Below are 12,875 nucleotides of genomic sequence, written 5' to 3' on the forward strand. Positions count from 1 at the left end.
AGACGCGCCAGCGGATCGGGAAACGGTGCGTCGTGCGCAACGGGGGTTCCAGGGGGTCGCCCCCCTGGACTAACACAGCCGGTGGGCCAGAGCCGTGTGGCGGCGGCCGGCGCCGGCGGTGCGGACGGCCGCGGCCAGGGCTCGGCGGGAGCCGACCAGGACCACCAGTTTCTTCGCGCGGGTGATGCCCGTGTAGAGGAGGTTGCGGCGCAGCATCATCCACGCTCCGGTCGTCAGGGGGATGACGACAGCCGGGTACTCGCTGCCCTGCGAGCGGTGGATCGTGATCGAGTAGGCGTGGGTCAGTTCGTCCAGCTCGTCGAAGGCGTAGTCGATGCTCTCGTCCTCGTCGGTCAGGACCGTGAGGGACTGGTCTTCGAGCGAGACGGACGTGACGACGCCGACGGTGCCGTTGAAGACGCCCGCCTCGCCCTTGTCGTAGTTGTTGCGCAGCTGGGTGACCTTGTCGCCGACGCGGTAGACGCGGCCGCCGTAGCGGCGTTCGGGACGCGCGTCGTCGTGGGGTGTCAGGGCCTCCTGCAGCAGGGTGTTCAGCGTCCCGGACCCGGCGGCGCCGCGGTGCATGGGCGTGAGGACCTGGACGTCGCGGCGGGGGTCGAGGCCGAACCTGCGGGGGATGCGGTTGGCGACGACGTCCACGGTGAGCTCGGCGGCCTCGTCCTGCTCCTCGCAGGGGAACAGGAAGAAGTCGGGGTAGCCGCGCGTGTGCGGGTGGTCGCCGGAGTTGACGCGGTGCGCGTTGACCACGATGCCGGACTGCTGCGCCTGCCGGAAGATCTTCGTGAGCCGGACGCGGGGGATCACCTCCGCGCCGAGCAGGTCGGCGAGCACCTCGCCGGCGCCGACGGACGGGAGCTGGTCGACGTCGCCGACCAGCAGCAGGTGCGCGCCGCGCGGGATCGCCTTCACCAGCTTGTTCGCCAGGATCAGGTCGACCATCGAGCTCTCGTCCACCACGACGAGGTCGGCGTCGAGCGGGTTGTCCTGGTCGTACTTGGGGTCGCCGCCGGGCTGGAGCTGGAGGAGGCGGTGGACGGTCGCGGCCTCGTGCCCGGTCAGCTCGGCGAGCCGCTTGGCGGCCCGCCCGGTCGGCGCGACCAGGACGATCTTCGCCTTCTTCGCGGCGGCCAGCTCCACGACCGAGCGGACCGTGAAGCTCTTGCCGCAGCCGGGCCCGCCCGTCAGCACCGACACCTTCGAGGTGAGGGCGAGCTTGACGGCGTCCTCCTGCTCGGGCGCGAGGGCCTGGCCGGTGCGCCGCCGCAGCCACGGGAGGGCCTTGTCCCAGTCGACGTCGGCGAACGCCTTGAGCCGGTCGGTCGGGGCGTCGAGCAGCTCCAGCAGGCCGCGGGCGAGGGACCGCTCGGCGCGGTGGAACGGGACCAGGTAGACCGCCGGGATCGTCGCCGCGTCCTCCCCCGCCCCGGGGATCGGCTCGCGGACGACCCCCTCGTCGCGGGCCAGCTCGTCCAGCGCCGGGACGACCAGCTCCCGCGGCACGCCGAGGATCTTCTCCGCCGCCGTGACGAGGTTCGGCTCGGGCAGGAAGCAGTGCCCGTCGTCGGCGGCCTCCGACAGCGTGTACTGGAGCCCGGCCTTGATCCGCTCGGGGCTGTCGTGCGGGATGCCCACGGCCTGCGCGATCGTGTCGGCGGTCTTGAACCCGATGCCCCACACGTCGGACGCGAGCCGGTACGGCTCCTTGCGCACGGTGTCGACGGATTTGTCGCCGTACTGCTTGTAGATGCGCACGGCCAGGGAGGTGGAGACGCCCACGCCCTGCAGGAAGACCATCACCTCCTTGATGGCCTTCTGCTCCTCCCACGCCTCGCCGATGCGCTTGGTGCGCTTGGGGCCGAGGCCCTGCACCTCGACGAGGCGGTCCGGTTCCTCCTCGATGACGCGGAGGATGTCGGTGCCGAAGTGCTCCACCATCCGGTCGGCCATCACCGGCCCGATCCCCTTGATCATGCCGGAGCCGAGGTAGCGGCGGATGCCCTGCACGGTCGCGGGCAGGACGGTCGTGTACGAGTCGGCCTCGAACTGCTTGCCGTACTTCGGATGCGACCGCCACCGCCCGGTGAGCCGCAGGCTCTCCCCCACCTGCGCGCCGAGCAGCGCGCCCACGACGGTGAGCAGGTCGCTCCCGCTCTTGGCCGTCGCCACCCGCGCGACGGTGTAGCCGGTGTCCTCGTTGGCGTAGGTGATCCGTTCCAGGACGCACTCGAGTTCCGCGGGCCGGGGCGGCGCGGCATCGGGGGTCGGGGAGGTCGGCACGACCATCATGATGGCCGATCGGCGTGCCGCGGCGTCACGCCCGCGGAGACCTCCAGCACTCCCGTCTCGGTGACCAGCGCGGTCACGAGGTGGGCGGGGGTGACGTCGAAGGCGGGGTTGTGGCCGCCCACGCCGTCCGGGACGGTCTTCACCCCCGCCCAGGTCAGGATCTCCTCTTCGGCGCGCTCCTCGATGGGGATGCCGCCGCCGTCCGGGACGGCCAGGTCGACGGTGCTCCACGGCGCGGCGACGACGAAGGGGACGCCGGCCGCCGCGCAGGCCAGCGCCACGCCGACCGAGCCGATCTTGTTGGCGGTGTCGCCGTTGGCGGCGACGCGGTCGGCGCCGATGACGGCCACGTCCGCCAGGCCGCGCAGGATCGTGCTCGGCGCCGCGCCGTCCGCCTGCACGACGCACGGGATCCCCGACCGGTCGAGTTCCCACGCGGTGAGGCGGGCGCCCTGGAGGAGCGGGCGCGTCTCGTCGGCGTAGACGAGCTCGACGCGTCCCCGCGCGTGCAGTTCGCGGACGACGCCGAGGGCCGTCCCCCAGCCGGCCGTGGCCAGGGCGCCGGCGTTGCAGTGGGTGAGGACGCGCAGGGGCCGGTCCCCGGCGCGGCCGAGGATCCAGTCGGCGCCGAGCGCCCCGATGGCGCGGTTGCCGCGGACGTCCTCGTCCAGCAGCGCCTGCGCCTCGGCCGCCACCGCGTCCGCCCCCTCGGCGGCGAACGGCAGCACCCGCTCGACGCCCGCGGACAGGTTGACCGCGGTCGGGCGGGCCTCCCGGACGCGGGCGATCGCGGCGTCGAGCGCGGCGTCGTCCCAGCCCTCCCGCGCGGCCTGGCGGACGGCGATGGCGACGCCGAACGCGCCCGCCACGCCCAGCGCGGGGGCGCCGCGCACCACCAGCCGCCGGATCGCGTCCACGAGCGTGTCGACGTCCCGGGCCACGAGGTACTCGACGCGTCCGGGCAGGAGGGTCTGGTCCAGCAGCCGCAGCCCGTCCCCGGTCCATTCGACGGTCCGCACATCGCTTGTCATACCGCCATGATGCCCGTGAAAAGCCGCGATCCCCGATGCCACCGGGGTTTTCGGGCGCGTCATCGCGCTCCGTGACCTGCGAAGACTTGACACGGGTCGAACTCATGTTCGAAATTGTGCGGGGGACGAAGGGAGGACGACCGTGCCGGAGGCGGCGCTGCGGGAGCTGGTGCGGGACACGGCGCCGCCGGGTGCGCGGGACACGGTACCCGTGCTGCCCGCGCTCGGGCCCGCCGTCCCCGGCGGGCTGCGCCCCGGGTCGGTCGTGGGGCTGCCGGGGCCCGGCGCGGCGTCCCTCGGCCTCGCGCTCGTCGCGGGCGTGTCCCGGCACGGCGGCGAGGACGGCACCGGCGGCTGGTGCGGCGTCGTCGGCCTCCCCGAGTTCGGGGTGGCCGCCGCGGCCGGCATGGGGGCCGCCCCCGAGCGCCTCCTGCTCGTCGACGAGCCGGGCGAGCGCTGGCCGGACGTGGTCGCGGCGCTCTGCGAGGCCGTGGACCTGGTCCTGCTGTGCCCTCCCGAGCGTCCCGGCGCCGCGGCGGTCCGCCGCCTGTCGGCGCTGGCCCGCAAGCACGGGTGCGTCCTCACGCTCACCGGCGCGTTCGCCGGCGACTGGGCGGGCACGCGCCTGCGGCTGCGCATGGACGGCGTCGTGTGGGACGGGCTCGCCGACGGCCACGGCCGGCTCACCGGCCGCCGCGCCGAGGTCGTCGCCGAGGGCCGCGACGCCCCCGGGCCGGGCCGCCGGGCCCGCGTCTGGCTCCCGGCCCCGGACGGCACGGTCAAGCCGGACGAGACGGTCCGGCCGCCGCTGGAACTCGTCCCCGAGCCCGTCGCGCACGGCGGACCCGTGCACCGGCGGCCGTCCGCCCTCCCGCCGCGGGTGCGCGTGCCGGTCGAGGAGGGGATCGCGTGACGCGGGTCCTCGTCGTGTGGTGTCCCGACTGGCCGATGACGGCGGTGGGGGTGGACGCGTCCGCCGCCGGGGCGGTGGTGGAGCGGGGGCAGGTCGCGGCCTGCACGGCGGCGGCGCGGGCCGAGGGGGTGCGGCGCGGGCAGCGGCTGCGGGACGCGCAGCGGCGGTGCCCGGAGCTGGTGGTGCGGGAGCGCGACCGCGACGCGGAGGGCCGGCTGTTCGAGGCCGTCGCCGGGGCGGTCGCGGAGCTGACGCCGCGCGTGGAGGTGGTGCGGCCGGGGCTGTGCGCGCTGTCCGCACGGGGCCCGGCGCGGTTCTACGGGGGCGAGGAGGCGCTGCGCGTCCTCGTCCAGGACACGGTGGTCGAGGCCGGATACGACTGCGGCGCGGGCGTCGCGGACGGGCTGTTCGCCGCGGAGCTGGCCGCGCGGGCCGGGCAGGGCGGCGTCGTGGTGCCGGAGGGCGGCGCGGCGGCGTTCCTCGCGCCGTACCCGCTGTCGGTGCTGGACCGGCCGGAGCTGGCCGACCTGCTGCGCCGCCTCGGCGTCAAGACCCTGGGCGACTTCGCGGCGCTGCCGTCCGGGCACGTCGCCGGGCGGTTCGGGGCGGACGGGGCGCTCGCGCACCGGCTGGCCAGGGGCGAGGAGCCGCGGCCGCTCGCGCCCGTCCGGGCCCCCGCCGACCTGTCGGTGCGCGCCGCGTTCGACCCGCCCGCCGAGCAGGCCGAGCGGGTGGTGTTCGGGGCGAAGCGGCTCGCCGCCGAACTGCACGAGGGGCTGGCGGCGGGCGGGCTGGCCTGCGTCCGGCTGGAGGTCGCGGCCGGGTTCGCGGACGGCCGCGTGCTGCGGCGGCTGTGGCGGCACGACGGCCTGTCGGCACTGGCGGTGGCCGAGCGGGTCCGGTGGCAGCTGTCGGCCTGGCAGCCGCAGGGCGCCGAGGCCGAGCAGGTGTGGGGCGGGGTGACGTGGCTGGAACTGGTTCCCGACCAGCTCGTCCCGGACGAGGGGCGGCAGGAGGCGCTGTGGGGCCGCACGACCGTCACCGACCGGATCGCGCGGGCCGCCGACCGCGTCCAGGCGCTGCTGGGCCACCGGGGGATCACCCGCCCGGTGCTGGTGGGCGGGCGCGGGCCGGGCGAGCAGGTCGTCCGGGTCCCGGTCGGCGACCTCGCCCCCGCCGACCCGCCCGGCGGCCCGTGGCCCGGAGGCGTCGGGGCCCCGGCCCCGGCGGTCGTGCCCGTCTCGCCGCCGGACGCCGAGCTGCTCGACGCGTCGGGCGGCGCCGTGGTCGTGTCCGCGCGGTGCGAGGTGTCCGCGCCGCCCGCCGTGCTCGCCGTCCGGGGGCGCGCCGCCGCGGTCACCGGGTGGACGGGCCCCTGGCCCGCCGACGAGCGCTGGTGGGACCCGGGACGAGCGCGGCGCCGCGCGAGGTTCCAGGTCACCACGGACGACGGCGCCGCCTACCTGCTCGCCGTCGAGGGCGGCCGGTGGCACGTCGAGGCCGTCTATGACTAGGTCTGCCACGAACGGGGGCGGCTGATGGGGTGGCACAACCCGCCGATCCCGTGGCGGGAGTTCGAGGAGCGGCTGTCGTGGCGGCCCGCGCGGCCGCGGGCCGAGGAGCCGCCGGAGGCGCCCCCTCCGCCCCGCCGCGAGGCCGGGGACGTGCCGTGGGCGGAGCTGCACTGCCATTCGTCGTTCAGCTTCCTCGACGGGGCCAGCGACCCCGGCTCGCTGGTCGCGGAGGCGGCGCGGCTCGGCGTGGAGACGATGGCGATCACCGACCACGACGGCATGTACGGCGCGGTGCAGTTCGCGCAGGCCGCGGCCGAGGCCGGCGTCGGGACGGTGTTCGGCGCCGAGCTGGGCCTCGGCCTGCCGGGGCCGCGGACCGGTGAGCCCGACCCGGGCGGGCGGCATCTGCTGGTGCTCGCGCGGGGCGCCCCCGGGTACGCGCGGCTCTGCTCGGCGATCACGTCCGCGCAGCTCGCGGGCGGGCGAAAGGGCCGTCCCGTGTACGACCTGGACGCGCTGGCGGGCGCGCACGACGGGCACTGGGCCGTGCTGACCGGCTGCCGGAAGGGCCCCGTCCCGGCGGCGCTGGCGGCGGGCGGGCCGGACGCGGCGGAGCGGGAGCTGCGGAGGCTGACCGGCATGTTCGGGCGGGAGAACGTGTTCGTCGAGCTGATCGACCACGACCAGCCGGACGACGACCACCGCAACGACGCCCTGTTCGCCCTGGCCGCACGGGCCGGGGCCGGCGTGGTCGCGTCGAACAACGTGCACTTCGCGGCGCCGGGCGCCGACGCGCGGCTGGCACAGGCGATGGCGGCCGTCCGCGCCCGCCGCGCCCTCGACGACATGGTCGGCTGGCTCCCGGCGAGCGGCACGGCGCACGTCCGGAGCGGCGCCGAGATGGCGCGGCGGCTGGCGCGGTTCCCCGGCGTCCTGGAGCGGACCGCCGAGCTCGGCCGGGAGTGCCGGTTCGACTTCGACGTCGTCGCGCCCCGCCTGCCGGACTGGCCGGTCCCGGACGGGCACACCGAGGCGAGCTGGCTGCGCCACCTGGTGCGGGAGGGCGCGCTCAAGCGGTACGGGCCGCCGGAGCGGGAGCGGGTCTCCGGCGCGTACGAGCAGATCGCCAGGGAGCTGGACGTCATCGAGCAGCTCGGGTTCCCCGGCTACTTCCTGATCGTGCACGACATCGTGGAGTTCTGCCGCGGCAGGGGCATCCTGTGCCAGGGCCGGGGGTCGGCGGCGAACTCGGCGGTCTGCTACGCGCTCGGCATCACCGGGGTCGACGCCGTCCGGCACGGGCTGCTGTTCGAGCGGTTCCTGTCGCCGGGCCGGGACGGGCCGCCCGACATCGACCTGGACATCGAGCACCGCCGCCGCGAGGAGGCCATCCAGTACGTCTACGGGAAGTACGGGCGCGAGTGCACCGCCCAGGTCGCGAACGTCATCAGCTACCGGCCGCGGATGGCCGTGCGGGACGCGGCCCGCGCGCTCGGCTTCTCCCCCGGCCAGCAGGACGCCTGGTCCAAGGGCGTCGACCCGCGCGACCCGGTCGGCGCGGAGAGCGACGTCCCCGCGCCGGTCATGGAGCTGGCGAACCGGATGCTGGCGCTGCCCCGCCACCTCGGCATCCACTCCGGCGGCATGGTGATCGCCGACCGGCCGGTCGGGGAGATCTGCCCGATCGAGTGGGCGACGATGCCGGGCCGCAGCGTCCTGCAGTGGGACAAGGACGACTGCGCGGCGGCCGGGCTGGTGAAGTTCGACCTGCTCGGCCTCGGCATGCTCGCGGCGCTGCACGACTGCTTCGAGCTCGTGGCCGGGCACCACGGGCGGCGGTACGACCTGCAGTCCGTCCCGCCGGACGACCCGCTCGTCTACGACATGCTCTGCGACGCCGACACGGTCGGGGTGTTCCAGGTGGAGTCGCGGGCGCAGATGGCGACGCTGCCGCGCCTGAAGCCCCGCGAGTTCTACGACCTCGTGGTGGAGGTGGCGCTGATCCGGCCGGGGCCGATCCAGGGCGGGTCCGTCCACCCGTACCTGCGCCGCCGCAAGGGCATGGAGCCCGCGACCTGCCCGCATCCGCTGATGGAGCCGGCCCTGTCGCGGACGCTGGGCGTGCCGCTGTTCCAGGAGCAGATGATGCAGCTCGCCGTGGACTGCGCCGGGTTCACCCCGGCCGAGTCCGACCGGCTCCGGCAGGCGATGGGCGCCAAGCGCGCGCCCGAGCGCGTCGAGCGGCTGCGGCGGCGCCTGCTGGACGGGATGGCCGAGCGCGGCATCCCCGCCGACGTCGCGGAGAGCGTGTACGAGAAGATCCTCGGCTTCACCGGCTTCGGGTTCCCCGAGTCGCACGCGCAGAGCTTCGCGCACCTGGTCTACGCGAGCGCCTACCTCAAGAGGCACTACCCGGCCGCGTTCACCGCCGCCCTGGTCCGCAACCAGCCGATGGGGTTCTACAGCTCGCAGAGCCTCCTGGCGGACGCCCGGCACCACGGCGTCGTGGTCAGGGGCGTGGACATCAACGCGAGCGGCGTCCACCCGACGCTGGAGGAGCCGGTCGCGGTCGACTCCGATCATCCGCACGCGCCCGCGGAGCCGCAGCCCGCGATCCGGCTCGGTTTCGCCGGCATCCGCAACCTGGGCGAGGAGACGGCGGAGGCGATCGCGGCGGGCCGCCCCTACACGAGCATGGAGGACCTCGCCCGGCGGGTGCCCCTCTCGGCCGGGGCACTGGAGGCCCTGGCGACGGCGGGCGCGTTCGACCGGTTCGGCCTGTCCCGGCGCGCGGCGCTGTGGGCGGCGGGCGCGCTGGCGGGGTCCGGCCCGGGGCGGCTCGAAGGGGTGACGCCGGGCGCGTCCGCTCCCCCGCTGCCCGCGATGACGCCGATCGAGGAGACGCTCGCCGACCTGTGGGCGACGGGCGTGTCCGGAACCCACCCGGTCGCGCACGTCCGGGACGCGCTGGACGAGCTGGGAGCGCTGTCGTCCAGGCGGCTCGCCGAGACGCCGGGCGAGACCAACGTCGTCGTCGCGGGGCTCGTCACCCACCGGCAGCGCCCGCCGACCGCCGGCGGCATCGTGTTCATGACGCTGGAGGACGAGACCGGCATCATCAACGTGGTGTGCCCGCCGCAGGTGTTCAAGCGGCACCGCGCCCTCGCCGTCGACTCGCAGGCGCTGCTGGTCAGCGGGCGGCTGGAGCGCACCGACGGCGTCGCCGGCGTCCGCGCGACCCGCCTGCGCCGCCTGCCGGTGCCCGGCCGGGTCCGGGCCAGGAACTTCCACTGATCCGTATCCGCCGGGTACGCGCTAGAACCTTGGGCCGTCCTCTGACATCGTAAGGAAAAGTTGGGGCCGCGTGCCGCTGCGTCGGCGGCCGCCAAGACGCGGCTCGTGGGCGGAAGGTGGTCGGCATGGACGGCCCGCGAGCGTCTTCTCTGCGCGAACTGCGCCCCGAGGACCCCACGCGGATCGGCCGGTACCGGATCGAGGCCAAGATCGGCGAGGGCGGGATGGGCGCGGTGTACCTCGGCCGCGACCCCGGCGGGCGCCAGGTCGCGGTGAAGGTCGTGCGGTCCGCGCTGGCCGGCGACCGGACGTTCCTGGCCCGGTTCCACGACGAGGCCGCCAACGCGCAGCGCGTCGCGTCGTTCTGCACCGCGCAGGTCCTGGAGCACGGCGACGACCTCGGCCTCGCCTACATGGTCACCGAGTACATCGACGGCCCGTCCCTGCTAGAGCACGTCACCGAGAACGGCCCGCTGTCCCCCGGGATGCTGCACGGCGTCGCGGTCGGGGTGGCGGCCGCGCTCGTCGCCATCCACAGCGCCGGGCTGGTGCACCGCGACCTCAAGCCGAGCAACGTGCTGCTGTCCATCTCCGGGCCGCGCGTGATCGACTTCGGGATCGCGCGGGCGCTGGACGTGGCGTCCGCGCACACCCGGACCGGCCAGGTCGTCGGCACCCCCGGCTGGATCGCGCCCGAGCAGATCACGACCCAGCAGGTCACTCCGGCCGTGGACGTGTTCGCGTGGGGGTGCCTGGTGGCGTTCGCGGCGAGCGGGCACAACCCGTTCGGGCAGGGCTCGTTCCAGATCCTGGCCGCCCGCGCCGTGCACGCCGAGCCGGAGATCGGGGACCTGCCGGCCGCGCTGGCGGGCCTCGTCCGGTCCGCGCTGCGCAAGGAGCCCGAGCGCCGGCCGAGCGCCCGCGACCTGCTGCTCGGCCTGGTCGGCGGCGCCGGCGAGGCCGCGGTGACGACGGAGCTCGGCGAGACGTGGACGGCCCCGCCGGACGACCCGAGCGCCACCTCCCGCGACGTCGGCTCCGCCCAAGCCGGACCGGCCGGGGCCGGGGTCCCGGAGGCCAAGGCACCCGACGCTCCGGCGCGCGACGTCCCCGCGCCCGACGTCCCGGCGCCCCGGCCGCCCGTTCCGGCTCCCGCTCCGGTGACCCGGCTGGCGCCGGAGTGGCCGCTGGAGCAGCCCGCTCCCGAGCCCCGGGCCGAAGCCCGGGCAGAGCGGCATCCCGGGCCGCCGACCGACCCGCCCGGCCTGCCGCCCACCGAGCGGCAGTTCGCCGTGCCCCCGCCCGTCCTCCCCCCGGTGACCGGCCGGCGGGCCGGGCGGGACGGGCCGTCCCGGCGCACCGTGCTCACCGCCGCGACGCTCGTGGGGGTGCTCGTCGCGGGCGCGGTGGCCGGTGGCCTCTACTACTTCACCCGGCCGGACGGCGAGCCGGAGCGGCAGGCCGGGCCGGCGGCGTTCCCGTCCGAGCCGCTGCTCGTGCGGATGGACACCGAGCCGGGCTGGCCGGAGTCGTGCCACGCCGACATCGGCCGCTACAAGCCGGGCGAGGCGTCCGCCACCACGCTCATCGGCGGCGACCGGTGCGAGATGCTGCCCGAGCCGTCGCCGGACGGCGCGCGCATCGCGTTCACCCGGACGGGCGGCGGCAAGAGCGAGGCGTGGGTGATGAACGCCGACGGGAGCGGCGCGCGGAAGGTCACCGACATCGCGGGCGGGCGGGTGACCTGGTCGCCGGACGGCACCCGGCTGGCCTACATGGGCCGGGACGGCGGCACCCGGCAGATCTTCACCGTCACCCTGGACGGGGGGAAGGCCGCGCAGCTCACCGACGACGACTCGGCCAAGGACGACCCGATGTGGTCGTCCACGCGGAGGCTCGTGTTCTGGAGCAAGCGGGACGGCACCGAGCAGATCTACACCCTCGACCCGGAGCGCCCGGAGTCGGAGTGGACGAGGCTGACCGAGGACGACGTGCGCTCGGTGGACCCCGAATGGTCCCCCGACGGGTCGAAGATCGCGTTCACCCGGGGCTCGCCGGAGCACAGCTCCATCTGGGTGATGAACGCCGACGGGTCCGGGGCGCGCGCCGTGACCACCGGCGGGCGCGACGACATGGACCCGGCGTGGTCCGCCGACGGGAACTGGATCTGCTACGCGCGCGGGTCCGTCGCCGAGCCGGTGCTGCACGCCGTCCGGCTGGACGGCACCGGCGACCGGGTCCTCACTCCGGAGGGCCGCACGTTCGGGCATCCCAGCTGGTAGTAGCGGCCCGGAGCCGCGCGGTCCGGCGGGTCAGACGGTGATCATGTCGAGGCGGCGCAGGATCACGCCCTCGCGCAGCGCCCACGGGCAGACCTCCAGCTCGCCGAGGCCGAACAGGTCCATCGCGGCGTCGGCGACGATCGCGCCGGCGAGCAGCTGCTGGGCGCGCCGGTCGGAGACGCCCGGCAGCCCGGCGCGCTCGGCGGACGGCATCGGCGCGAGCTTCTCGGCCCACTCGGTCAGGTCGGTGCAGGCCAGCACGCGCCGCTGCAGGGGCCCTTCGGCGGTGGGGGCGGCGCCGCCGATCCGGGCGAGCTGCTTGAAGGTCTTGGACGTGGCGACCGCGTGGTCGGCCGCCCCGTACCTGGCGACGTCGCCGACCCGGCGGGCGATCTCCGTCCGGACGTGCCGGCGCAGTTCGCGGACCTCGTCCGGGTGCGGCGGGTCCGCGGAGAAGCGGGTGCGGGTGAGCCGGCCCGCGCCGAGCGGCAGCGAGAACGCCACGTCCGGCTCCTCGTCGATCCCCGACGCGACCTCCAGTGAGCCGCCGCCGATGTCCACCACGAGCAGCCGCCCCGACGACCAGCCGAACCAGCGGCGCGCGGCGAGGAACGTCAGCCGCGCCTCCTCCTCGCCGGACAGCGACCTGATGTCGATCCCCTTGTCGGCGCGGATCCGGGCGAGGACCTCCTCGCCGTTGGCGGCGTCGCGCACCGCGGAGGTGGCGAACGCGAGGAGGTCCTCGACGCCCTTGTCCTCGGCGACCCGCAGCGCCTCGTCGACGAAGTCGCGCAGCAGCGCCTCGCCCTCGGCGGTCAGGCGGTCCGCGCCGTCCAGGTGGTCGGCGAGCCGCAGGTCCGCCTTGTGGGAGTACGCGGGGAGGGGCCGCGCCCCCTGGTGGGCGTCCACCACCAGCAGGTGCACGGTGTTCGAGCCCACGTCCAGCACGCCGAGTCGCATACTGGAAAAATATCGGACGGCTTTTCCCGGATTCGGACGACCAGGGCGACAACGCCGTGACCCGGCCGTTTCCGCACGTGAGGCGGGGGCGGGTCACACCACTGTCACCGCGGCGCGTTCCCGGGCGGGTCACTCGCCGGGCGGATCGGGCAGTTCGTCCGGCGTCGGGTAGGAGCTCTGCGCGCCCTTCTTGCGGACGGCGGCGGCGCCAGCGCGGGTCGCGTAGCGGGCGGCGTCCCGCAGCGAGTCGCCGCGGGCGAGCCGCAGGCAGAGCGCGGCGGTGAACGCGTCGCCCGCGCCGGTCGTGTCGACGGCCTCCGCCTTCGGCGACGGGACGGCCGAGGCCCCCTCGCCGTCGGCGACCACGACCCCCTCCGCGCCGAGCGTGACGACGACCGACCGGGCCCCGGACCGGACGAGCGCCGCCGCCGTCTCCGCCGCGCTCTCGCGCGCGCCGCCCAGCAGGTAGGCGGCCTCGTGCTCGTTGACCACGAGGGGGTCGCAGCGGCCGAGCAGCTCGTCCGGGACGGGCGCGGGCGGCGACAGGGTGAGGACGACCCGCGCGCCCGCCTCC

8 protein-coding genes are annotated in these 12,875 nt (G+C 75.9%); 4 read left to right on the plus strand and 4 right to left on the minus strand.

Annotated features, from left to right (window positions below; translation table 11 throughout):
* Positions 1 to 69: 69 nt before the first annotated feature.
* Together recD2 and mtnA are read right to left on the minus strand one after the other, a co-directional pair.
* A complete protein-coding gene (gene recD2, locus IEZ03_RS00090; protein ID WP_373293497.1) occupies positions 70 to 2,298 on the minus strand; it encodes an SF1B family DNA helicase RecD2 in 2,229 nt (742 codons plus the stop codon).
* Positions 2,299 to 2,303: 5 nt separating this feature from the next.
* A complete protein-coding gene (gene mtnA, locus IEZ03_RS00095) occupies positions 2,304 to 3,338 on the minus strand; it encodes an S-methyl-5-thioribose-1-phosphate isomerase (protein ID WP_184883227.1) in 1,035 nt (344 codons plus the stop codon).
* A 142-nt stretch (positions 3,339 to 3,480) separates the two neighbouring features.
* On the opposite strand from mtnA, the gene imuA' reads away from it, so the two are divergent.
* The 4 genes from imuA' (at position 3,481) to IEZ03_RS00115 (ending at position 11,341) form a co-directional block, all read left to right on the plus strand.
* Entirely contained in the window at positions 3,481 to 4,251 is a 771-nt protein-coding gene (gene imuA' / locus IEZ03_RS00100) for a DnaE2-dependent mutagenesis accessory factor ImuA' (protein ID WP_184883225.1), read from the plus strand.
* A complete protein-coding gene (locus IEZ03_RS00105; protein ID WP_229807866.1) occupies positions 4,248 to 5,765 on the plus strand; it encodes a DNA polymerase Y family protein in 1,518 nt (505 codons plus the stop codon). Before imuA' ends, IEZ03_RS00105 begins: the two co-directional genes overlap by 4 nt.
* Positions 5,766 to 5,789: 24 nt before the next feature.
* Positions 5,790 to 9,059 carry an error-prone DNA polymerase gene (locus tag IEZ03_RS00110; RefSeq protein ID WP_184883223.1) on the plus strand — a complete coding sequence of 1,090 codons (3,270 nt, stop codon included), beginning with the start codon at positions 5,790 to 5,792 and terminating at the stop codon, positions 9,057 to 9,059.
* Positions 9,060 to 9,184: 125 nt separating this feature from the next.
* Positions 9,185 to 11,341, plus strand: coding sequence for a protein kinase domain-containing protein (locus IEZ03_RS00115; protein WP_184883221.1), 2,157 nt, complete (start codon positions 9,185 to 9,187; stop codon positions 11,339 to 11,341).
* A 30-nt stretch (positions 11,342 to 11,371) separates the two neighbouring features.
* Here IEZ03_RS00115 and IEZ03_RS00120 read toward each other — a convergent pair whose 3' ends face one another.
* Entirely contained in the window at positions 11,372 to 12,301 is a 930-nt protein-coding gene (locus IEZ03_RS00120; RefSeq protein ID WP_184883219.1) for a Ppx/GppA family phosphatase, read from the minus strand.
* A gap of 129 nt (positions 12,302 to 12,430) precedes the next feature.
* Positions 12,431 to 12,875: PfkB family carbohydrate kinase (locus tag IEZ03_RS37350; RefSeq protein ID WP_229807867.1), on the minus strand; the 445-nt coding region annotated here is incomplete at its 5' end.

This window comes from Actinomadura livida, assembly GCF_014648675.1.
GTDB lineage: Bacteria > Actinomycetota > Actinomycetes > Streptosporangiales > Streptosporangiaceae > Spirillospora > Spirillospora livida.

Coding starts and splice junctions, on each gene's coding strand:
- IEZ03_RS00120 (WP_184883219.1), bottom strand. CDS start 12,301: ATGCGACTCGGCGTGCTGGACGTGGGCTCGAACACCGTGCACCTGCTG.
- mtnA (WP_184883227.1), bottom strand. CDS start 3,338: ATGACAAGCGATGTGCGGACCGTCGAATGGACCGGGGACGGGCTGCGG.
- IEZ03_RS00115 (WP_184883221.1), top strand. CDS start 9,185: ATGGACGGCCCGCGAGCGTCTTCTCTGCGCGAACTGCGCCCCGAGGAC.
- IEZ03_RS00110 (WP_184883223.1), top strand. CDS start 5,790: ATGGGGTGGCACAACCCGCCGATCCCGTGGCGGGAGTTCGAGGAGCGG.